21 protein-coding genes are annotated in these 21,753 nt (G+C 72.0%); 5 read left to right on the top strand and 16 right to left on the bottom strand.

The window, feature by feature from the left end; all coding sequences use genetic code 11:
• Nucleotides 1-15: 15 nt before the first annotated feature.
• The gene (locus BJ958_RS20165) at nt 16-513 is read right to left on the bottom strand and encodes a hypothetical protein (protein WP_179728645.1); all 498 of its coding nucleotides are present in this window, start codon (nt 511-513) and stop codon (nt 16-18) included.
• A gap of 129 nt (nt 514-642) precedes the next feature.
• On the opposite strand from BJ958_RS20165, the gene BJ958_RS20160 reads away from it, so the two are divergent.
• Nucleotides 643-1,230 carry a TetR/AcrR family transcriptional regulator gene (locus BJ958_RS20160; RefSeq protein WP_179728644.1) on the top strand — a complete coding sequence of 196 codons (588 nt, stop codon included), beginning with the start codon at nt 643-645 and terminating at the stop codon, nt 1,228-1,230.
• Between the two features lie 44 nt (nt 1,231-1,274).
• A complete protein-coding gene (locus BJ958_RS20155) occupies nt 1,275-3,554 on the top strand; it encodes an MMPL family transporter (protein ID WP_179728643.1) in 2,280 nt (759 codons plus the stop codon).
• 130 nt (nt 3,555-3,684) lie between these two features.
• On the opposite strand, the gene BJ958_RS20150 is transcribed toward BJ958_RS20155, so the two are convergent.
• From BJ958_RS20150 to BJ958_RS20125, 6 genes are read right to left on the bottom strand one after another with little or no spacing between them, the layout of a single operon-like run.
• Nucleotides 3,685-4,164: a glutathione peroxidase gene (locus BJ958_RS20150; protein ID WP_179728642.1), complete on the bottom strand. Its 480-nt coding sequence runs from the start codon at nt 4,162-4,164 to the stop codon at nt 3,685-3,687.
• Nucleotides 4,161-4,622: a DUF3592 domain-containing protein gene (locus BJ958_RS20145; RefSeq protein ID WP_179728641.1), complete on the bottom strand. Its 462-nt coding sequence runs from the start codon at nt 4,620-4,622 to the stop codon at nt 4,161-4,163. Before BJ958_RS20145 ends, BJ958_RS20150 begins: the two co-directional genes overlap by 4 nt.
• Before the next feature lies 1 nt (nt 4,623).
• Nucleotides 4,624-5,241: a nitroreductase family protein gene (locus BJ958_RS20140; protein ID WP_179728640.1), complete on the bottom strand. Its 618-nt coding sequence runs from the start codon at nt 5,239-5,241 to the stop codon at nt 4,624-4,626.
• 11 nt (nt 5,242-5,252) lie between these two features.
• Entirely contained in the window at nt 5,253-5,618 is a 366-nt protein-coding gene (locus BJ958_RS20135; protein ID WP_179728639.1) for a cupin domain-containing protein, read from the bottom strand.
• Nucleotides 5,615-7,210 (bottom strand): N,N-dimethylformamidase beta subunit family domain-containing protein, encoded by a 1,596-nt coding sequence (locus BJ958_RS20130; RefSeq protein WP_179728638.1) that lies wholly within the window; start codon nt 7,208-7,210, stop codon nt 5,615-5,617. Before BJ958_RS20130 ends, BJ958_RS20135 begins: the two co-directional genes overlap by 4 nt.
• Complete coding sequence (locus BJ958_RS20125) at nt 7,207-8,598, bottom strand: APC family permease (protein ID WP_179728637.1); 1,392 nt, start codon at nt 8,596-8,598, stop codon at nt 7,207-7,209. Before BJ958_RS20125 ends, BJ958_RS20130 begins: the two co-directional genes overlap by 4 nt.
• Nucleotides 8,599-8,728: 130 nt before the next feature.
• Here BJ958_RS20125 and BJ958_RS28745 point away from each other — a divergent pair, with 130 nt between their 5' ends.
• Nucleotides 8,729-9,391, top strand: coding sequence for a TetR/AcrR family transcriptional regulator (locus tag BJ958_RS28745; RefSeq protein WP_281367195.1), 663 nt, complete (start codon nt 8,729-8,731; stop codon nt 9,389-9,391).
• 12 nt (nt 9,392-9,403) lie between these two features.
• On the opposite strand, the gene BJ958_RS20115 is transcribed toward BJ958_RS28745, so the two are convergent.
• Nucleotides 9,404-10,054, bottom strand: coding sequence for a response regulator (locus tag BJ958_RS20115; RefSeq protein ID WP_273519873.1), 651 nt, complete (start codon nt 10,052-10,054; stop codon nt 9,404-9,406).
• Nucleotides 10,036-11,163, bottom strand: a complete 1,128-nt coding sequence (locus BJ958_RS20110; protein ID WP_218865895.1) for a sensor domain-containing protein — start codon at nt 11,161-11,163, stop codon at nt 10,036-10,038. The genes BJ958_RS20115 and BJ958_RS20110 overlap by 19 nt, the downstream gene beginning before the upstream one ends.
• A gap of 139 nt (nt 11,164-11,302) precedes the next feature.
• Between BJ958_RS20110 and BJ958_RS20105 the strand changes: the two genes are divergently transcribed.
• Nucleotides 11,303-13,468, top strand: coding sequence for an MMPL family transporter (locus tag BJ958_RS20105; protein WP_246319080.1), 2,166 nt, complete (start codon nt 11,303-11,305; stop codon nt 13,466-13,468).
• Between the two features lie 44 nt (nt 13,469-13,512).
• Here the strand turns inward: BJ958_RS20105 and BJ958_RS20100 are convergent, their stop codons facing one another.
• The 6 genes from BJ958_RS20100 to BJ958_RS20075 all read right to left on the bottom strand — a co-directional run bounded on the left by BJ958_RS20100 (nt 13,513) and on the right by BJ958_RS20075 (nt 20,226).
• The gene (locus BJ958_RS20100; RefSeq protein WP_179728636.1) at nt 13,513-14,856 is read right to left on the bottom strand and encodes an MFS transporter; all 1,344 of its coding nucleotides are present in this window, start codon (nt 14,854-14,856) and stop codon (nt 13,513-13,515) included.
• A gap of 110 nt (nt 14,857-14,966) precedes the next feature.
• Nucleotides 14,967-15,353 (bottom strand): RidA family protein, encoded by a 387-nt coding sequence (locus BJ958_RS20095; RefSeq protein WP_179728635.1) that lies wholly within the window; start codon nt 15,351-15,353, stop codon nt 14,967-14,969.
• Complete coding sequence (locus BJ958_RS20090; protein ID WP_179728634.1) at nt 15,350-16,063, bottom strand: hypothetical protein; 714 nt, start codon at nt 16,061-16,063, stop codon at nt 15,350-15,352. Before BJ958_RS20090 ends, BJ958_RS20095 begins: the two co-directional genes overlap by 4 nt.
• On the bottom strand, nt 16,060-17,043 hold the full coding sequence (locus tag BJ958_RS20085; RefSeq protein WP_179728633.1) for a dipeptidase: 984 nt from the start codon (nt 17,041-17,043) through the stop codon (nt 16,060-16,062). Before BJ958_RS20085 ends, BJ958_RS20090 begins: the two co-directional genes overlap by 4 nt.
• Nucleotides 17,027-18,757: a hypothetical protein gene (locus tag BJ958_RS20080; RefSeq protein ID WP_246319079.1), complete on the bottom strand. Its 1,731-nt coding sequence runs from the start codon at nt 18,755-18,757 to the stop codon at nt 17,027-17,029. Before BJ958_RS20080 ends, BJ958_RS20085 begins: the two co-directional genes overlap by 17 nt.
• Nucleotides 18,754-20,226: an aldehyde dehydrogenase family protein gene (locus BJ958_RS20075; RefSeq protein WP_179728632.1), complete on the bottom strand. Its 1,473-nt coding sequence runs from the start codon at nt 20,224-20,226 to the stop codon at nt 18,754-18,756. The genes BJ958_RS20080 and BJ958_RS20075 overlap by 4 nt, the downstream gene beginning before the upstream one ends.
• A gap of 111 nt (nt 20,227-20,337) precedes the next feature.
• Between BJ958_RS20075 and BJ958_RS20070 the strand changes: the two genes are divergently transcribed.
• Nucleotides 20,338-21,264, top strand: coding sequence for a LysR substrate-binding domain-containing protein (locus BJ958_RS20070; RefSeq protein WP_179728631.1), 927 nt, complete (start codon nt 20,338-20,340; stop codon nt 21,262-21,264).
• Here BJ958_RS20070 and BJ958_RS20065 read toward each other — a convergent pair.
• On the bottom strand, nt 21,257-21,721 hold the full coding sequence (locus BJ958_RS20065) for an Lrp/AsnC family transcriptional regulator (protein ID WP_179728630.1): 465 nt from the start codon (nt 21,719-21,721) through the stop codon (nt 21,257-21,259). The two genes, BJ958_RS20070 and BJ958_RS20065, sit on opposite strands and share 8 nt — an antisense overlap.
• Between the last annotated feature and the right edge of the window lie 32 nt (nt 21,722-21,753).

Raw genomic sequence — 21,753 nt, 5'->3', positions numbered from 1 at the left:
GAGGTCGGCGCCCGGTCAGGACGGCCAGACCTCGGTGACGCTGACCGCGGTGGGCGAGAGCACGGCGGTCACGTTGACCTCGGCTCCTGCCTCGATGGGCCGGTGGGCGCTGGCGTTGAGGCGCATCGGGTGGCCGCCGACGACGACCCGCACGACGCCGTACCCGTCACCGGGGATGTCGGTGACGACCTTCGCGACCAGGCCGACGCTGTCGCCGATCGAGACCGTGCCGTCGCTGGGACTGTCCTTGAGCAGGCGGGTCAGCCACCACGCGAACCAGCCGACCACCACACCGCAACCGCCACCGATGGCCAGCGACGCGACGACCGGGAGGCCGGCGCCGTCACTCGCCGCGCCGCCGAAGCCGAAGGCGGACACGAAGCCGCCGATCACCGCGGAGGAGATCCAGTCGGCCTCGAGTGCGTTGAAGGCACCGTCGAGCAGGTCGCCGACGACCAGGGACAGCGCGAGCAGGACGAGCCCGGCGATGCCGAGGACGAGGAAGACGGTCAACGAGTGCTCCGGGAACGGGGGACGGGCTCTGGATCGTATCCACGGGGAGGGCCCGGAAACTCGGCTTCGGGACGAGTGACCACCGTCACAAAGTTGCACTCTTCTCAACTTAAGTGCAAAGATGCACTCATGACCGAACTGTGCAACAGACGCGAGGCGAAGCGGTACCAGACCGCGCTGCGCCTGCAGCAGTGCGCCGTACGGCTGACGCTCGACCACGGCTTCGACGGCTGGACCATCGACGACCTGGCGGCCGCGGCCGACGTGTCGCGACGGACGGTCTTCAACTACTTCGACGGCAAGGCCGAGGTCGTGCTCGGCCCCGAGCCGGACGTCGACGAGGAGCTCGTCGCGACGTTCGTCGGGGGCGGCCCGACCGGACGGCTGTTCGACGACCTGATCGTGATGGCTCACGAGGCCACCCGCGAGAAGGCCGACTCCGACCAGCACATGGCCGCGGTGCGCGACGCCGTGATGAACGACCCGCGGCTGATCCAGCTCGTGCACCAGCGGTTCGAGTCCGCGGCGGCGCTGCTGGGTGACTGCATCCGCCAGCGCGAGGGCGCGGACTTCGCGAGCGAGAAGGTGCGCGTGATCCTGCGCCTGCTCATCACGTTCTTCGACGACGCCCTCGAACGCACCGCCGCCGACGCCAGCCTCACCTTCGCCCAGCACTTCGACAACTCCGTGGCCGACGCCCGCGCGGCGCTCGGCTGATCACCTTCCCCAGCACGCCCAACCAGGCCCACAGGAGACCCCACATGGCCCGCCTGCTCTACCGCCTCGGCTCGACCGCCTACCGGCGGTGGCCGTTCTTCATCGCCGGATGGCTGCTCGTCGCCGTCGTCCTCGGCAGCCTCGCCGCTGCCTTCTCCAAGCCGATGACCGATGCCTTCTCCATCCCGGGGATCCCCTCGGAGAAGGCCGCCGACATCCAGCAGGAGCTGTTCCCCGAGTCCGGCGACGCCTTCGACGACGCGTCGGTCAACCTCGTCGTGGCCGCACCGAAGGGCCACACCCTGGCCGAGCCGGAGTACCAGGCCGCGATCCAGCAGCTGATCGACGGCGTACCGACCCTGCCGCAGACCGGCAACGAGAACCCCGGCCTGGTCGCCCCGGCGCCCGCGCCCGAGGGCATGCCCGCCGCGTTCTCGACCCTGTCCGAGGACGGCCGGATCGGCACCATGTCCTTCGAGTGGGACGTCGACTCGCCGTCTGATTTGAAGGTCACCACGATCGACGACCTCGAGGACCTGCTGGCCGACACGACCGACGCGACCGGCCTGGTCGCGGAGGCCAACGGTCCCGGCATGGCCGTGATGGAGCCGCCGGGCGGCTCGTCCGAGCTGATCGGACTCGGCATCGCCCTGGTCGTCCTGGTGCTCACCTTCGGCTCGCTGATGGCCGCCGGGATGCCGCTGCTGAACGCGGTGTTCGGCGTGGGCCTCGGCATGACCGGGATCACCGCCATGACCGCCCTGATGGACATCGGCTCCAGCACCCCGATGCTGGCCACGATGATCGGCCTCGCTGTCGGCATCGACTACACGCTGTTCATCCTCGCGCGCTACCGCACCGAGCTGCACCACACGAAGGACCGCGCCCACGCGGCCGGCATCGCCGTCGGTACGGCGGGCAGCGCGGTCGTCTTCGCGGGCCTCACGGTGCTCATCGCACTGTCGGCGCTGGCCGTCGTACGGATCCCGTTCCTGACCGCCATGGGCCTCGCCGCGGCCGCCACCGTGTTCGTCGCGGTCCTGGTCGCGCTGACCCTGCTGCCCGCCCTGCTCGGGCTGACCAAGTCGAAGTCCTTCGCGGGACAGGTGCGCAAGTACAACCCGAAGCGCGACGAGCACGGCCGGGTCCACAACAACGGCGTGCGCTGGGCGCGGGTCCTCGCGAAGGCTCCCGTCGCCTGGGCCCTCGGTGTCGTCGTCCTGCTCGGTGCGCTGGCCGCGCCGATCTCGCAGATGTACCTCGCGTTCCCCACCGACAGCACCTCGCCGACCGACACGACGCAGCGCAAGGCGTCGGACCTGATGACCGACGCGTTCGGCCCCGGTCGTGAGGGCCCGCTGCTCGTCGTCGTCGACGGCCGCAAGATCGCGAACGACGACCAGCGCCAGGCTGCGTTCGACCGGGTGGTCGAGTGGGCCGGGAGCCAGGACGACGTCGCCAGCGCCGACCTGGTCGCCACCAACGCCGAGCGTGGCGCGGACGGTGCCCCGGTCGGGACCGGTACCGGCGCGATGATCCAGATCGTCCCGTCCTCCGGGCCGGACGAGCCGGAGACGCTGGACCTGCTGGAGGCCCTGCGCGACGGGCAGGCCGGGATCGAGGCGCAGACCGACACCGTCGTCGGCGTCACCGGCCTCACCGCGATCACCACCGACGTGTCGGACCGCCTCAACAGCGCGCTGCCGATCTACCTCGCCGTCGTCATCGGCCTGGCGTTCGTGCTGCTGGTGCTGGTGTTCCGCTCGATCCTGATCCCGCTGACCGCGACCCTGGGCTTCCTGCTCTCGGTGCTGGCCACGCTGGGTGCGACGGTCGCGGTGTTCCAGGAGGGCGCGTTCGGCCTGTTCGAGGGCCAGCCGATCGTGAGCTTCATGCCGATTTTCCTGATCGGCGTGGTGTTCGGACTCGCGATGGACTACCAGGTCTTCCTGGTCACCCGGATGCGGGAGGCCCACGTCCACGGGCTGCCGACCCACGAGGCCGTCGTCGACGGCTTCCGCAACAGCGCCCGGGTGGTCACCGCCGCCGCGACGATCATGATCGCCGTGTTCTCCGGCTTCATCCTCGAGGACACCGCCGTCGTGAAGTCGATGGGCTTCGCCCTGGCCGTCTCGATCGTGTTCGACGCCTTCGTGGTCCGGATGGTCCTGATCCCGTCGGTGCTCTACCTCCTCGGCGAGAAGGCCTGGTGGCTGCCGACGTGGCTCGACCGGGTCCTGCCGAACGTCGACGTCGAGGGCGAGTCCCTCGAGCGCGACTCCGCCCCGGTGCACGTCACGGACAAGGAGCTGGCAGGGGTCTGATCGACCCGGCCCGCAATGGCCCGGAAATGGCGCTGACCCGGCAGGAAGTTCCTGCCGGGTCAGCTGCTCTTCTCAGCCAGCTCGTGCCGGGTCGGCGTGAACCAGGAGCCAGTTTCTGCCGGGTCGGGGATCAGGCGAGCGCCTTCTCGATGTCGTCGGCGAGCTTGGCCGGCTCGGTGGTCGGCGCGTAGCGCTCGAGGACCGCACCGTCGCGGCCGACGAGGAACTTCGTGAAGTTCCACTTGATGGCACCGCCGATCAGGCCGCCCTGCTCCTTCTTCAGCCACTGGTAGAGCGGGTGGGCGTCCTTCCCGTTCACGTCGATCTTCGCGAACATCGGGAACGAGACGCCGTAGTTGCGCTGGCAGAACTCGGCGATCTCCTCCTCGGTACCGGGCTCCTGGTGGGCGAACTGGTCGCAGGGGAAGCCGAGGATCGTGAAGCCGCGGTCGCCGTACTGGTCGTACAGCTCCTGCAGGCCCTGGAACTGCGGGGTCAGCCCGCACTTCGAGGCCGTGTTGACGACGAGGACCACGGTGCCGTCGTACGACGCCAGGTCGGTCTCCTGGCCGTCGATCGCGGTGGCCTTGAAGTCGTGGAGGGAGGTCATGCAGGCAGTGTGGCACGCGTGGCGCGACGCTGGCGCCACAGCAGCAGCCCCAGCAGGAGCACGATCAGGTCGACCCCGCCGATGACGACGTAGCCCAGTGCCGAGGAGCGGGCTCCGTCGACCCGCTGGACCGACGGCTCGTCCGGCAGCACCCGCACGCCGATCTCGCCGCTGTCCTCGGCGGATCGCCAGGTGGCGTGGTCGACCTCGGCGGGCCAGGTACGACGCCCCGGGTCGACGTCCTCGGGCAGCCGGAACCGTACGACGTAGTGCGGGTCCGTCGTCTCCCGCAGCACGTTCGTCGCAGTGACGTCGCCGGTGACCTCGACGCCGTCGCGCGACAGCTCCCAGCGCTGCCAGGTCAGGTGCGCGAGCGGGAGGTTCACCAGCAGCGCGACGACCACGAGGGCGACCAGCACGCCGCCACGCCGGCCCTCGCCCTCGGTCCCGTCGGTCACGTCAGGCGCGCTCGGCGACGGTCGGGCCGGAGGGGGCCAGACCGGCCCAGGCCTCACCCCAGGCGCCGAACGCCGTCTCGGCGAGCGGGCGGCGGTGCCTCTCGCGGTGGTCCCGCTCCGCGTCGCGCTCGGACACCTCGGCAGGGTTGCCGCGAACGCCGATCGCGATGCCCGCCAGCAGGCGCGCGGTGTCGGGGATCCCGAGCGCCGCTGCCGCCCCGTCGTGGTCGAATCCCCCGAACTGATGGGCGTTGAGCCCCATCGCCTGCGCCTGCAGCGTGATGTGGGCCGAGGCCTGCCCGACGTCGTGGGTCGGGATCAGGACGTCGCTCAGCTCGACCCCGTCCTGTCCCAGCTCGACCACGGACAGCAGCACGAGCGAGGCCCGCGGCACCCAGCCGGAGTTGCCGCGGCTCAGGTGCGGCACGAACGCGGCGTGCTGCACGCTGCCGCGCGGCGCGACGACGTACCGCCACGGCTGCCGGTTGCCCGAGCTCGGTGCCCACTGCGCCGCCTCGAGCAGCCGGGTGGTCTCCGCGTTGGTGAGCCGGTGCTCGGCGTCGAAGACGCTCGGGCTCCAGCGGGACCGCAACGGCTCGGCGATGTCGACCGGGTTCATGGGACGAGTATCTACGGCAGCGCCACGAACACCTTGGTGGACGGCTCCACGGTCTCCCACGTGCCCGAGAACCCCTTGGGCACGAAGAACGCCTCCCCCGCCCGGAACTCCCGGCGCGCACCGTGCGTGTCGACGAGGGCGACGACGCCGGTGAGCATGACGCAGACCTCGTCGTACGGGTAGTCGTCGAGCCGCAGGCTCCCGGGCCGTCCCTCCCAGGCGCCGCCGAAGGCTCGCGACTCGTCGGTGCCGAAGGTGCGCCACTCGGTCTCCTCCCAGTCGGGTGACGCGGTGCCCGGGTCCCACTCCGGTACGACGGCCGAGCCGGTCCCGACCTCGATCGTGTGGACGTCGGTGAGGGACTTGTGGTGGTTCATCGGTCCTCCTGCTGCCCGGTGAAGCGGCGCAGCACGTTGTGGGTGATCTGCTCGGTGAAGGGGTCGTGGTGGATCAGGCCGCTGACCCACTCGGTCGTCCCGGCGTTGAAGACCTCGCCGGCGCCGCGGCGGAAGGTGGCGACCATGCCGGCGCCGTACCCGGTGCTGAACCGCTCCGGGACGTCGTCACCCCAGACCGCGCGGAGGAGGTCCTGCACCTCGGCGATCGGCGCGCCGATGGGGACCTCGCCGGCCCAGCGATCGGTCTCTCCGAGGACGGCCGGTGTCATCGCGACGATCTCGAGGTCGGCCGGGGCACCGTCGGTGCCGGTCGCGTAGGGCAGGCCGTGCCGGAAGGTGTAGTCGACGCCGTCCACCTCGAAGGCGGCCACGCAGACCGGAGCGGCGCCGAAGACGTCGCCGTAGTAGAGGTCGGTGTCCGCCAGTGCCCAGTGCTCGGGTCGGTACACGGTGTAGCCGCCGCTGCCGCGGGGTGTCGTCGAGCCGTACCTCGCATAGGCACCGCTGAGACCGGTGAGGCCCATGGTGTGCGTTGCCGGCCGACCGATGAACGGCGCGTCCCAGGTCGTCGTCACGCGGGTCGGATCGGTCGCCAGCAGCGGGTCGAGGTTCGGGTCCTTGTAGCAGGTCTGCCGGCCGTCGGCGTCCAGCCGGACCTGCCAGATGTAGTTCCCCGCGAAGCGCGCGACGTTGCCGCCTCGGTCGGTGAACCGGTCGACCACGTCGCGCATCTCCCAGGTCCAGTACTCGTCGTGACCGACGAGCACCGCGCACCGGTAGCCGTCCAGGGCCGACGGGTCGTCGTGCAGGTCCTGCTGGGTGAGGTGGTCGAGCTGGTAGCCGTTCTGCTCGGCCCACACCACGAACGGGCGTTCGTACGTCGCCCAGAAGGCATCGCTGTGGTGACGGGAGTAGCCGTGGGTGATCGCCCACTCGTACGTCGGGTGGCGGGGACGGTAGCCCGGACCCGGCGTCTCCGGGTTGGCGTTGCGGGGGGCGCCGTCGGGCAGTCGCAGCATGCCGCGGGCGACCGGACGACGGCTGGACAGCACGGGGGCGGGGATGTCGGTGTACGGGTCGGCGCCGAGCCCGCGGTAGTGGTTGGCGCCGCCCCAGTCATTGTAGGCAGCGAGGGTGCCGGTGGTCAGCACGAGGGCGACGTCGGAGGCAGGACGCGACGCGCGGACGACGAAGAAGCCCTCGCGCTCGTGACGCCGGCCGTCGACGTCGATGCCGACCACGACCAGGTAGAAGCCGCTCCGCCACTGCGGATCGACCGGGATCCGCACGGAGACCGGCCAGTCGCAGCCGACCGCGTAGGCGTCCCTCGGCGTCCGGTGCGCGACCCCCGGAAGTCCGGAGGCCGACCACACGCCGACCGGGTCGGCGCCGTCGCGCACCACCCGGACGTCGTACGACGCCGCGGTGGTGTGGACGCTCAGCGCCACCTCCTCGCCGGGCAGGTAGCTGTAGCGGTCGGCGTAGCACCAGATCTCCGGTGTCGTCGGGTCGGCGCCGGGGCGCTCGACCGGGAAGCCGGGGATGGACCAGGCATAGCGCGCAGCACTCATCGTGCCGCCACCGCCCCCCGGGCGAGGCCAGCGACGAACGCCACGGCGAGCGGCAGGTTGATGAGCAGGTTGTCACGGGCGCCGAGGCCCGTGAGCAGGCCCATCTTGGAGCAGACGAGGTAGAGCACGACGGCGAGTGCGACGGTCGCCAGCGCCGGGGCGACCAGCCGCTGCCAGAGGCTCTCGTCGGTCTGGTTGCGGGCGAAGAACCGGATCACCGCCACCGAGGTGAGGATCTGCAGGAGGAGCACGCCGACCAAGGTCGGGGTGTTGGTCCAGATCACCACCTGCGTGTAGGGGTCGAGGTCGGAGAGCCCGAATCCTGCCAGCGCCACCACCACGATCACGGACTGCACGAGGACGGCGCGTGACGGGCTGCTGTTGGCGCCGGTCGTGCCCAGGGCTGCGGGCAGGAGCCGGTCGCGGCCGAGCGCGAACAGGTAGCGCGCGCCTGCGTTGTGCAGGGCGAGCACGCCCGCGACGAAGCTGGTGACGATGAGGACCTGCATCACGTCGGTCATGAAGGCGCCGAGGTAGGTCTGGTTCACCGCGAACACCAGCTGCGACGGGTCACCCGTGAGCGCGGCGCCGAGCGCGCCGGGACCGATCGCCATCAGCAGCACCCACGAGACGAAGGTGTAGGTGACGGCCAGCAGCGCGACGGCGATGTACGTCGCCCGGGGCACCGTCCGGCGCGGGTCGCGTGCCTCCTCGGCGTACACCGCGGTCTGCTCGAAGCCGATGTAGACGACGAAGGTGATCACGAACAGCGAGCCGAGCACGCTGGCGTCCCACCCGGACGGGCCGAAACCGGCGAGGGTGAGCCCCTCCGGCGTGCCCTTGGCGAGCACCGCAACCGACAGCGCCACGAGGAGCCCGAGCTCGCCGGCCAGGAGGAGGGCGAGCACGCGGGCGCCGACGTCGACGCGGCAGTAGGCGACGACCGAGACGATCACGCCGAGGACCACCGCACACACGCCCCACGAGAGATGGATGCCGGCCAGGTCGTCGAGGGTGACCGAGGCGAACAGTCCGGCCGCGGCACAGAAGCCGATCTCGCCGAGGGTGTAGGCGACGTAAGCGACGAGCGCGGAGCCCGCGCCGACGGTTGCGCCGAGACCCCGGCTCACGTAGGCGTAGAAGGCGCCGGCGTTGCGCACGTGACGCGACATCGCGCAGAAGCCGACGGCGAACAGGGCGTAGACCAGTCCGGCCGCCAGGTACCCGACCGGCGCGGTCTGTCCTCCGACGAGGAACGCGAGCGGCGCGAAGCCCGCCATCACGGTCAGCGGCGCCGCGGCCGAGACCACGAAGAAGACGAGGTGCCGCGCACTGACGGCGTCGCTACGGAGCTCGCCGGTGGCCGGCAGCTGGTCGGTCTGGGGCATCTGCTCTCCTCGCACATTTGCCTATCGATCGATAGGCACGGGAGCACTGTAGGTTCGCGGGCGCCGGTTGTACAGAGTTTCCCTATCGATCGATAGACTTCGTCCCGACCGAGCTCGGAGGAGGATGCCCATGGCCAGGTCGAAGGTCACGCCCGAGCAGATCCTGCGCGAGGCCGCGCGGCTGTTCGCGACCAAGGGCTTCCACGGCACGTCCACCCGGGAGATCGCCGACGTCGTCGGCGTGCGTCAGCCGTCGCTCTTCCACCACTTCGCGTCGAAGCACGACATCGCCAAGGCCCTCTACGCCTACGACTACGAACGCTCTCCCGGGCTACGCGGCGAGCGTGAGGTCCCGGACGGCGCGCCGGCGGCAGTCGAGCTCTACCACGGTGTGCGCCGGGAGATCCTCGTGGAGATGACCAGCGCGTACGACCTGCGCGGCCTGTACCTCAGCGCGCTCATCGACGAACCTGAGTTCGCCGAGTGGCACGCGATCTACCACGCCGCGCTGGACAGCCTCCGCAGACTGATCGAGCGCGGTGTCGCCGAGGGCGACTTCGTGCGGACCCGCACCGACGTCGTCATCGAGATCCTCGACGCCACCATCAACCAGGCGGTGCGCTGGTCGGGCGCCCAGCGCGACCCGTCACTTCCCGACGACGTCGCCGAGCTCGCCCTGCGACTGGTGATCGCCCGCCCGAGCCGGATCCCCGCGATCCGCCGTCAGGCGGACCGCCTGCTCGAGGACGCTGGCAGGCCCTGGGCGGGCGAGCTGGAGCAGCTCACCGGCTGACCCCTCGCGGGGTCAGAACCGCAGCCACTCCAGGACGGCCCGCACCCGTCGGTGGTCGTCGGTGTCGGCCGGGAGGTCGAGCTTGGCGAAGATGCTGTTGATGTGCTTGGCCACGGCCTTCTCGGTGACGACCAGCGCCTGCGCGATCCCCGCGTTGGCGCGGCCCTCGGCCATCAGCGCGAGCACCTCCCGCTCGCGCTCGGTCAGCCGGTCGACGGGGGTGTCCTTGCGCCGGTCGAGGACGGCGGCGACCACCGACGGGTCCAGCACCGTGCCGCCGCCGGCGACCCGACGCAGGGCGTCGACGAACTCGGCGACGTCGGAGACCCGGTCCTTGAGCAGGTACCCGACCGCGCCCTCGCCGCTGGCCAGGAGCTCACGGGCGTAGAGCTGCTCGACGTACTGCGACAGCACCAGCACCGGGAAGCCGGGCCGGCGCGTGCGGACGGCGATGGCGGCGCGGAGGCCCTCGTCGGTGAACGTCGGCGGCATGCGTACGTCGACCACGGCCGCCTCGGCGCTCGGGTCGTCGAGCGCGCGCTCGAGCTCGGTGAGGTTGTCGACGGCGGCCACCACCTCGAAGCCCTTGGCCTCGAGCAGCTGGGTGAGGCCGGCCCGCAGGAGCGCGTGGTCCTCGGCGAGGACTACGCGGAGGGGGCGCACGGGACCTCCCAGCTCACGACGGTCGGACCGCCCACGGGACTTGACACCGACAGGATGCCGTCGAAGGCCGCGAGCCGCGCAGCCACCCCCGGCAGACCGGACCCGCCGCGCAGGTCGGCACCGCCGTGTCCGTCGTCGCCGACCTCGGCCCGCAGCACCCGCCCGTCGTGGTGCAGCGTCACCCAGGACTGGTTGGCGCGGGCGTGCTTCGCCGTGTTGGCCAGGCACTCGGCGACCGCGAAGTAGACGGCCGACTCGACGGGCGCCGGCAACCGGTCGGGGACGTCGAGCGCCAGCTCCACCGGCACCGCCATGTCCAGCGCCAGGGCGGACACGGCTCCGGTCAGGCCGCGGTCCGCGAGCACCGGCGGGTGGATGCCGCGCACCACGTCGCGCAGCTCGCCGAGCGCGGTGGACGACGTCCCGCGGGCCTCGTTGATCAGCTTCCGCGCGGCATCCGGGTCCGAATCGAAGAGGTCGTCGGCCAGGCCCAGGCTCAGCGACACCGCCGCGAGCCGGGCCTGCGGGCCGTCGTGCAGGTCGCGCTCGATGCGGCGCAGCTCGGCGGCGGAGTGGTCGACGACGACGGCACGGGACGCGGTGAGGTCGTGGACCCGCCGCTCGAGCGCCTCGGTGCGGCCCGGCGAGAGGATCGCACGATCCACCCAGGAGCGGGCCCGCATCAGCGGCACCGCGGCGTACCACCACAGCGGCAGGGTCACGACCGCGACCATCAGCAGGAACACCAGGAACGAGAGGACGAAGCCCCCCGTCATCGCCCAGAGCATCCAGAGCAGGTCACGCCAGGTCGCCGGGTCCAGCGCCCGCGCGCGCAGGCCGAGGAGGGGACCGGGAGGCACCGGGAGGTACGGCGCCGGCACCGGCTCGCCCAGCACCGTGGCCGCCATCCGCCGGTGGGCGTTCGCGATCAGCCGGCCGAGCGGCAGCACGGCGAGCAGCAGCAGGATGCCGACCCACACCACGGTGAGCACGCTGGACACCACGACGAGGACGAGGACCACGACCACGGGCACGAGCAGCAGCACCTGCGCGGTCGCGACGCCGCTGACCTTGAGGGGGCCGACGCGACGGATGGGGACGGGCTGCACGGCTCCATCCTCACCGACCGGAGGGGAACGTGCAGTGGTGCAGGCACCACCACCGCTCGGGACGCTCCACCCCTGACCGCGGGGTGCTCCGTCGGGAGGGTGGGACCACTCCCTGTCGTCCTCTCACCAGGAGCTCGTCATGTCCCTCTCCCCGAGTGCGTTGCCCACCCGGGCCGCCCGCTGGAGCGCCACCCACCCGTGGCGTGCGATCGGCGCCTGGCTGGCGTTCGTCCTCGTCGCCGTGGGTCTCGCGGCGACCGTCTCCACCAACGACGTGTTGGACGCCGACTACCGGGTCGGCGAGTCAGGCCGGGCCGAGGCGTCGATCGAGCGGGCCGGCCTCGACCAGCCCCCGTCCGAGAGCGTCCTGGTCCGGGCCCGGTCCGGCACGCTGGACGCCGCCGACGGTCGGGCGGCGGCCGCCGAGGTCGCCGAGCGGATGCGGACGGCGCCCGGCGTGGCGGGTGTCGGCGGCGTCGTACCGAGTGCGGACGGGGCGGCCCTCCTCGTCCCCGTCGAGCTGAGCTCCGACGAGGTCGACGCCGCTCCCCTGCTCGCGGTCACCGCCGCCGTGCAGGCGGCGCACCCGGACCTCCTGGTCGCGCAGGCCGGCGACGTCAGCATCGACGAGGCGATCGACGACCGGGTCGGCGGGGACCTGCACTCCGCGGAGTTCATCAGCCTGCCGATCACGCTGGTGCTGATGCTGCTGGCGTTCGGTGCGCTCATCGCGGCCGGGCTGCCGGTCCTGCTGGCCGCCACCAGTGTCGCCGCGACCATCGGCATCAGCGCGCCCATCTCGTGGCTGGTCCCGGCCGAGTCGACCGTGCTCAGCATGATCGTGCTGATCGGCATGGCCGTCGGCGTCGACTACTCGCTGTTCTACCTCAAGCGGGAGCGGCAGGAGCGGGCCGCCGGACGCACGACGCTCGACGCGGTCGCCATCGCCGCCGAGACCTCCGGCCACGCGATCCTGGTCTCCGGCGGCGCCGTGATCGCCGCACTGGCGGGCCTGTTCGTCCTCTCCGACGTCACCTTCAACTCACTGGCCACCGGCGCGATCCTGGTCGTCGCTGTCGCCGTCCTCGGCTCGATCACCGTGCTGCCCGCCCTGCTGGTCAAGCTCGGCCGCTGGGTCGACCGCCCGCGACTCCCGCTGCTGTGGCGGCTCACCCGTCGCGTCCCCACCGGCACGATCAGCGGCCGGATCCTCGGTCCGGTGGTCCGGCAACCTGTCGCCGCGCTCGTCGTGTCCTCGGTCGGGATCGTCGCGCTCGCCGTACCCGCCCTCGGGATGCGGACCCACCAGGCCAGCCTCGAGACCCTGCCCGCCGACATCCCCGCCGTGCAGACGCTGCGGTCGATCACCGAGGCGTTCCCCGCCGAGGGGACGGCCGCGCAGGTCGTCGTCACGGGCGCTGCTCCCGCCGACGCCCGGGCGGCGCTGGAGCGGCTCGCCGATCGTGCCGGCACGGACGGCTTCGCCACCGACGGCGTACAGGTGCGCACCTCCAGCGACGGCGGTACGTCGGTCGTCGACCTGCCGATGCCCTACGAGGAGTCCGACGACCGGGCCACCGCGGCGATCGAGCGGCTCCGGTCCGCGCTGGCCCCGGCCGCGCTCGACCGGCTCGGCCCCGACAGCTCGTGGGCGGTCGGCGGTGGCGCCGCGGAGTCGCTCGACCACGACCAGCAGCGCGACCAGCGGATGCCGTGGCTGCTGGGGTTCGTGCTCGTGCTGACGATGGTGATGATGGTCCTGGCCTTCCGCAGCGTGCTGCTCGGCCTGGTCTCGACGGTGCTGAACCTGGCGTCGGTCGGCGTCGCGTTCGGGCTGCTGTCGATCGTCTTCCAGCACGGCGTCGGCGCGGACCTGCTCGACTTCACCAGCCCCGGCTTCGTGATCGAGTGGATCCCGATCTTCGTGCTGGTCGTGCTCGTGGGCCTGTCGATGGACTACCACGTGTTCGTGCTGAGCCGGATCCGCGAGCTCGTCGACCGTGGCCTGCCGGCGCGGGAGGCCGTGCACCGCGGCATCGCGGACACCGCCGGTGTGATCACCAGCGCCGCGGCCGTGATGGTCTCGGTGTTCGCCATCTTCGCGACGCTGTCGATGATGGAGATGAAGATGATGGGCGTGGGGCTGTCCGCCGCGATCCTCATCGACGCCACCGTCATCCGGCTGGTCGTGCTGCCGGCGGTGCTGGTGCTGCTCGGCGAGCGGGCGTGGCCGCGCCGGGCACGCCCGGTTCACCGGCCGGTCGCGGAGGAGCCGGCCGCGCCGGTGCTCGCTCCCCTGCGCTGAGCGTCGCGGGCCGGCCGGGGTCCGGCCGGCCCGCGAGCGATCGTTCAGCGGCTGAGCGAGGCCGCCTCGTGCAGCGACTTGCCGGCCGTCTCGGGAGCCATCAGGTAGCTGACCAGCGCACCGACGCCGGCGATCCCGGCTGCGATCCACATCGTCCCGGAGATGCCGATGTTGTCCAGGGCCCACGGCGTGGCGAAGGTGCCGACCGCGGCGCCCACCCGGCTGGTCCCGGTGCACAGCCCGACCGCGGTCGCACGGATCTCCGTCGGGAACAGCTCGTTGGGGTAGATCCACTCGAGGATCGACGGGCCACCGTTGAAGATCGCGTAGACGGCGAACGCGAGGGCCACCATGCCGAGCGACGCATCCGGGTTGATCGCCAGGTAGACCAGGCCCAGGCCGGAGACCAGGAAGCCGCCGATGAGCACAGGGCGGCGGCCCAGCCTGTCGACGAAGAGCAGCGCGACGACGTTGCCGACGAAGAAGAACAGGTTGATCAGGCCGTAGCCGAGGTTCGCCTCGTCACCCGAGTCCAGCCCGAACAGGGAGAGCATCTGGGGGCCGAAGGCGTAGATCGCGAACAGGGTGACGATGGTGGCCGTCCAGAAGATCGAGATGAAGACCACCCGCGAGAGGTAGCCGGAGCTCACGACCGCACCGAAGGTCGTCGGCGCGGGCTCCTCGGGCAGGTCGTCGAGCGTGGCGTCCGGGCCGAGGGTCGCGTGCAGCACGGCGAGCGCCTCCTCCGAGCGTCCCTTGCTGGCCAGCCAGCGCGGTGACTCGGGGATGGTGGTCCGGGCGACGACGATGACGAGCGCGGGCAGCGCCGACGACAGCAGCATCCAGCGCCACCCGTCCTCGAACTGCAGCAGCCAGTAGCCGACGAAGGCGGCGACCGTGGCGCCGACGAACCACATCGCGTTGAGGCCCCCGAGCAGGCGGGCCCGCCAGGTGGACGGAGCGAACTCGGCGACGAGCGCGGTGGCGATGGGGTAGTCGGCACCGACCGCGACGCCGATGACCAGGCGCAGCGCGAACAGCTGCCACGCCTCGGCGACGAAGAACTGGGCGACCGAGCACACGATGATCGCGATCAGGTCGATCGTGTACATCAGCTTGCGGCCGATCCGGTCGGTCACGTTGCCGAAGACCAGGCCGCCGATGAACACGCCGATCAGCGCCGAGGCGCCGATCAGGCCGTTCCACAGCGTGCCCATGTCCCAGGCCTCGTTGATCTGGACCAGGGCGATGCCGATGATGCTGAGGATGTAGCCGTCGAGGAACGGTCCACCCGAGCTGAACAGCGTCAGCTTCTTGTGGAACGTGCTCAGCGGCGCGTCGTCGAGGGTGTTGCGCGCCCCGTGGCGGGCGCTGGCCGTGATCTGCATGGAGGTCACCTCCGGGTGTGTGCGGCCTCACAACGGGCCGGCGTTGGCGAGGACGCTAGGCCGGTTGGAGCTGCGCTGTGAAGGATCAATACGGTCTTCATTGATCGCGATCACTTATCTATTCGGACGGCTGCCACCGCATCGATCTCGACCCGCTTGGCGCCCCGGAAACGGACCACCTGCACGGTCGTGCGCGGGGGCAGGCCATGGGGCGAGAGCCGGTCGACCCACGCCCGGTCATAGGCGTCGAACTCGTCGAGATCGGCCAGGAAGACGGTGGTCTTGAGCAGCGTGTCGAGGGACGCGCCCGCGTCGGCGAGCACCACCGCGAGGTTGTCGAGGGCCAGGCGCACCTGGTCTCCGATCGCGGCCGGCGTCGCGCCGTCCGGATCCGTCGGGACCTGGCCGCAGGCCCACACCACGCCGTTGACGGTCGTGCTCGCGGAGTAGGAGCGGGCCTTGCCGTCAGGGTGGGACCGGCGAGTGAGGCCGCTCATCGCTCGGGCACCAGGTAGGCGCGGGCGGCGTCGTACGCACGGGCGAAGGCCGCCGCGTCGACGAGGAGCCCCTCCCGTGCAGCGCTACGCCGGCGCGCCGCACGCGGGTGCGGATCGAGATCCGGCGGTGGATCCACGACCAGCACGACCGAGCCGTCGGGCGGTGGCTCCCAGTCGCCCAGCACGGACATCCGGTCCAGCCGGAGGAGGGCACCGTCCGGTGTCGCGATCCAGGCCTCGGCGAGGGACCCGACCAGGGCGAGCGCGTGACCGCCGGCCGCGGCGGCGCCGATCAGGGCCGCTGCCGCGAGCGGGCCGTCGTCGCGCAGTGCCGGGACGTGAACGGTCCCGGCGGCGCTGGCGAGGTCGGCCACGAGCTGGCCGACGCGGAGCGGGGCGGCCGCGTCGGGCGAGTCCACCCGGAGCAGCGTCCGCCCGCCGCGCTCGTCGGCCCGCAGGTCGAGACCGCCGCCGTCCCAGGGGCCGCGGGCCAGGTCGGCGAGCAACCCGGTCAGGCCGGCGCCGTGGTGCAGCTCGGCCTCGAGCACCTGCTCCGCCGCCGCGGGCGCTCGACCGGGGCAGGCGCCGTGCGCGACCAGCGCGCGGTAGGCCACCTCGCGGACCTCGCGGAGGCTGACCCGCACCCGGGAGGGGGACACGGGTCCGGTGCTGGTGCGCATGTCGTCCATCTCGTGCAGGGTCGTCGTCATCGCACCGGCTCCCCCACGAGGACGTCGTCGAAGAGCCGCAGCCAGTTCTCGCCGAGGACACCGCGGATGGCGTCCTCGTCGAGTCCGGTCGCCGCCAGCCCCTCGGTCAGGCGCGGGAAGTGCTCGGGCCCGTCGAACCACCCCGGCCACGCGGGCCAGGTGGGGGCCGGGTCGCTCGGTGCCTGCCAGCGGCCGTTGCGCAGCCAGCCGACGAAGTCGTCGTCCCAGTTGCGGGTGCAGTCGCTGCCGATGGCGACGTGCTCGGCACCGATCTGCTCGACCAGCCGCGCGACCATCCCGCAGAACTCCTCGAGGGTCGCGCGCTCGCCGCCGATCACGTTGGGGTAGAGGCAGCATCCGATCACGCCACCGCGCGCCGCGAGGGCCCGGATCACCTCGTCCGGCTTGTTGCGTGGGCTGTCGTAGAACCAGGTCGGGTTCGAGTGCGTGATCGCCACCGGCCTCGAGGACGCGTCGATGGCGTCGCGCGAGGTGCGGTTGCCGACGTGGGAGAGGTCGACGAGCATGCCGACCCGGTTCATCTCCGCGACGATCGTGCGCCCGAAGCGGGTCAGGCCCGAGTCCTCGGGCTCGTAGCAGGACCCGCCCACGAGGTTCTGGATGTTGTAGGTCAGCTGCGCGATCCGCACGCCGAGCCGCGCGAAGACCTCGACCAGGCGGAAGTCGTCACCGAACGGGCTGGTGTTCTGGAAGCCCAGCAGGACCGCGACGCGCCCCTCCTCCTTCGCCTTGCGGATGTCGTCGGCAGTGGTGCCGAGGGTGACGAGGTCGGCGTGCTCACGGGCCAGCCGGTACCAGTCCGCCACGGAGCGGAGGGTCTCGTCGGGCCCCTCCCAGACGGCGCAGGTCGCGTTGACGCCGCTGATGCCGCCGGAGCGGAGCTCCTCGAGCACCTCACGTGACCAGTTGTTGATCTGCAGCCCGTCGACGACGACGGACTCCTCATGCAGGCGCGACATCGTCGCTCCTCTCGGTGGGTCGGGGAACGAAGATCCAGTCGTCGTCGACGGTTCCGTCGGCGAGCTCGCCGACGCGCGGTGCTCCGGAGAAGAGCGTGACGCGCAGCCAGTCGGTCGACTGCGGGCTGAAGTTCTCCATGCCGTAGACGGCGAGCTGGAACCGCTGGACGTTGAGGGGGAGGAAGTCGCGCGCCAGCAGGTTGTCGTGCACCTCGGGGTAGGTGAGCGAGGCGGCGCGCTGGACCCGTGCGACGACCTGGCGCAGCGACGGTGCGCGGGCGAGCAGCACGGCGACCGGCTGCTCGGCGTCAGCGTCCGGGGCGGCGAGGGCACGGCGCAGCGCTCGCACCTGACGCACGACGTCGACCCGGTGCTGCACGGGCTCGCCCGGGTCGACGGTGCTCACCGCGCGGCGCGGCTCCTCGTTGTTGGCCGAGGAGAACCAGAAGTGGTGCTCGGCGTCGGGCGCGTCGGCCCCCAGGTCGTCGCACCATGCGTAGTGCTCGTCGAGCAGCCGGGCCACCTCGCCGCAGGACATCGACGGCCGGACCCGGCTGGTCTCGTCGACCCGCAGCGCCGCCTCGATGGCGGAGTCGACCGCGGGGTCGCACAGCTCGCTCAGCACCGACGCGACGATGCCCCGGCACTCCGGGCCACGCCGCTCCGCGGCCTCGTGCAACGCACGCCACGGCTGGGTGGCCGAGATGCCCGCCACCGTCCCGCACGCGGCAAGCTCCTCGGCCAGGGCGAGCACCTCGCTGATCGTCGCGGCGACCTCGGGCCCGGTCGGGTACGGCGCGGTGGCGAGGTCGACCTGCGCCGCGAGGTGGTCGCGTGCTCGCCCCAGCAGGGCCACGACGCGCGCCACGTCCGGGTGGCCTGCCGGCACCTCACGGGCGAGGACGCTCGCGAGCGCTCGCTCCCGCAGCTGCACCCAGGCGTCGAGCACCGCGGGGTGGTTGACGACGTAGGGCACCATGCCGAGGCCCGTCGCGTTGCCGAGTCCGAGGTGGCGGCGCCAGGCGCCGGTCAGCCGCGCGGCGTCCGGATCGCGGCGACGCGCGCAGTGCTCGACGAGGTCGTAGGCGAGCTCGCGCAGCAGCCAGGCGGTCAGCATGTGCGCCCGGTAGGGCACGCCGAGCGGGTGCTCGGCGTCGAAGCGCTCGAAGTCGGCGAGGCCGAACTTGCCGTTGCTGTAGAACGCGGTCGACCGCAGCACGTACGGCGCCGATCCGAGCACGCCGGCGTCGGGCTGCCGACCTGCGGCGAGGCGGTCGACGACGTAGTCGAAGAACCGGGCGCTGCGGTTGGCGCGGGTCCAGATGATCGTCCCGGCGTCGGCGCGTCCCGCCTCCTGGCGCGGCACCTCCGCCCGGAGACGCTCGATCCTCGCCTCGTCGAGGCCGCCCTCGACGAGAGCACCGGTGATGTCCCAGGCCTCCGCGACGACCCGGTCCGTGCGGGCGGCCTCCGGGATCTCGTTGCTGAAGGCGACGAAGCGCCACACGTGGCCCTCCGCCTCGACCCGGTAGACGACCGTGCCGCGGCCGTGGTCGTCGACGTCGAACCGCTCGGTCCCGACCCGCCAGCCGCGCTCGGCCGCCCGGCGCAGGAGCGTGCGGGCGAAGCTGTGCCTGGTGCACCGGGCACCGCCGAGGTCGGCCGGGTCGAGCACCCGGTCCGCCGGGCGCATCGCCAGGGTGGGGGTGCTCACGACCGTCCCCCCACCGCGTCGGGTGCCAGCCTCAGGTAGGCGGTCTTGGTGATGGTGAAGAACTCGGCCGCGGCGTCGCTGCTCTGCTCGCGCGGTGCGTGGTACGACGAGTCGCGCAGACCCCCGAAGGGTGCGTGGATCTCGGATCCGGTCGAGGGGGCGTTCACCTTGACCAGGCCGGCGACGAGCTCGTCGACGCAGCGACGCGCGGCCCGCTCGTCGCGGGTGAACACCGAGGCGGTCAGGCCGAACGCCGTGCCGTTGGCCAGCGCGATGGCCGCGTCGAGGTCCTCGGCGCGCAGCAGCGTGGTGACCGGCCCGAAGACCTCCTCACGACAGATCGTCAGCGCGGGTCGTCCCACGAGCAGGGTGGGCGCGAGGTAGTGCCCGGTCGAGTCCGGCTCCGCCGCGCGGGCGGCGACCTCGGCTCCCTCGGTGATCGCCTGCTCGACGGCCGCGGCGACCTCGCTGCGCGCCCGCTCGGAGACCAGCGGGCCGATCTGGCTCCCGGGGTCGAGGCCCGGGCCGACCCGGAGCGCCGCGACCCGCTCGACGAGCGCGGCCCGCAGGTCGTCGTACACGTCTCCCACGGCGATCACGCGCCGGGTCGCCGTGCACTTCTGGCCGGTGCTCGCCATCGACGCGGAGACGATCGCGTCGGCCGCCGAGGCGATGTCGGCGTCAGGGAGGACGATCGCGGCGTTGTGACCGCCCAGCTCCATCTGCAGCTTCGCGCCCCGCGGCACCACCCGGTCGCGGATGGCGTGGCCGACGGGCACCGAGCCGGTGAAGGTGACGGCGGCGATCTCGGGACTGTCGACGAGCACCGCGCCGATCGCGCCGGGGCCGAGCACCAGGTTGAGCACACCCGCGGGCACACCGGCCTCGGCGAGGACCTCGGCGAACACAACGGCGACGGCCGGGGTGTCGCTCGCGGGCTTCCAGACCACGGGGTTGCCGTGCACCAGCGCCGGCGCGATCTTCCAGGCCGGGATCTGCAACGGGAAGTTCCACGGCGTGATGACCGCGACCGGCCCCACCGGCCGTCGCACGGTGCGCACGACCTCGTCCGGGTGCGAGGAGGGGTACGTCGCTCCGTCGGGACGGCGTGCGGACTCCGCGTGGTAGTGCAGCGTCTCGATCGTGGCGCCCACCTCGCCGCGCGACTCGGCGAGGGTCTTGCCCTGCTCGCGGGTCATCAGCACGGCGACGTCCTCGGCGCGCTCGGCCAGGAGCAGGGCGGCGCGACGCAGGACCTGGCCGCGGGCGAGGACGCCGCGACGGTCCCAGTCGGAGGTGGCGTGGCCGGCGGCCGCGACGGCCTTGGCCACCAGGTCCACCCCCGCCTCGCGGTAGGTCGCGACGACGCCGCCGCTCGCCGGATCGGTGCTGGCCGCGCTGGGGCCGTCTCCCTCGATCCAGGCTCCGTCGATGAGGTGACGGAGGGTCAGTGGGGTGGGCGATGCCATCGGTGCTCCTCGTGCTCGGCCGGTGTGTCCTGACCTCCGACGGTAGGAGCGTGGGGGATCGATCGGAAGTATCTATTGCCACTACATTGGTAATGAATCATTCTTAATCCCGTGGAACTCCGTCAGCTTCGCTACTTCGTCGCCGTGGCCGAGGACATGCACTTCAACCGTGCCGCCGAACGTCTCCACATCGCGCAGCCGGCACTGAGCCAGCAGATCCGCCGGCTGGAGCACGAGCTGAAGACGACCCTCTTCCACCGCACCACCCGGTCCGTGGAGCTCACCGACACCGGCAGGGTGCTCCTGGCCGAGGCGCGGCGGGTGCTCGCGGACGTCGACTACACGCTGGCCGCCGTCCGGCACGCCGCCGACGGCGAGACCGGCCTGCTGCGCCTGGGCTTCGTGAGCTCGGCGGCCCTGCAGGTGCTGCCCACCCTGGTCCTGGCACTCCAGGAGCGCTGGCCGCGACTGCACCTCACCCTCGAGGAGGGCACCACCGATCGCCAGATCGAGGACATCCGCGAGGGCCGCATCGACATCGGCGTCGCCCGGGAGATGGCGCCGCTGGAGGGCTTCGTGAGCCAGCCGCTCGCCAAGGAGCCGCTCGTCGCCGCCGTCCCGGTCAACCACCGGCTGTCCGAGCAGGGCCGGATCCGGATCGCCGACCTCGCCGGCGAGCGTTTCGTGGTCTTCCCCCGGCGACAGGTCTCGCGGCTCTACGACCACATCGCCGCCCTGTGCCGGCGCGCCGGGGTCGAGCTCGAGGTGGCCCAGGAGGCCGTCCAGTTCCCGACCATCCTCGGTCTGGTCGCCGCGCAGCAGGGCGTCGCGATCGTCCCCGACTCGCTCCGGGCGCTCCACCTGCCGGGGATCCGCTATCTCGCGCTGACCGACAAGGACGCCTACTCGGTGGTGTCCATGATCGCCTCGGAGGACCGGCGCCAGGCCCCGCTCGTCGACAACTGCTTCCGGACCGCCGCCGTGCTCGACTTCGCTGCCGCGTTCGCGACCGGGCCCGACCGGCTGCCGCTCAGCTGATCGCGAGCGGCGAGACGTCCTTCGTCGTGCCGAAGGCGAAGGTGGTCTCGATCGAGGCGAGCGACGGGATCCCCCGGAGCCGGTCGCGGAGGAACGCCTCGTAGGCAGGGAACGACGCGACCACGACCTTGACGAGGTAGTCGGCGTCGCCGGCGAGCAGGTAGGCCTCGGTGATCTCCGGGACGTCCCGCAGTTCGCGCTCGACCGCGTCGACGACCTCGGAGGCGTGCGACGACAGGGTCAGCCGGACGAAGGCGGTGATCGCCAGGCCGACGGTCTCCGGCGCGACGACGGCGCGGTAGCCGGTGATCACCCCGGCCTGCTCCAGCGCCCGCACCCGGCGCAGGCACGGCGACGGCGAGAGCCCGACCCGGTCGGCGAGCTCCTGGTTGGTGAGACGGCCGTCGAGCTGCAGCTCGAGCAGGATGTGCTGGTCGATCGCGTCGAGGGCCGTCATGTGGCAGATCCTGCTACAGATCGGCCACTGTT

The organism is Nocardioides kongjuensis (genome assembly GCF_013409625.1).
GTDB classification, from domain to species: Bacteria; Actinomycetota; Actinomycetes; order Propionibacteriales; family Nocardioidaceae; genus Nocardioides; species Nocardioides kongjuensis.
This window is presented reverse-complemented; position numbering and strand designations above follow the sequence as displayed.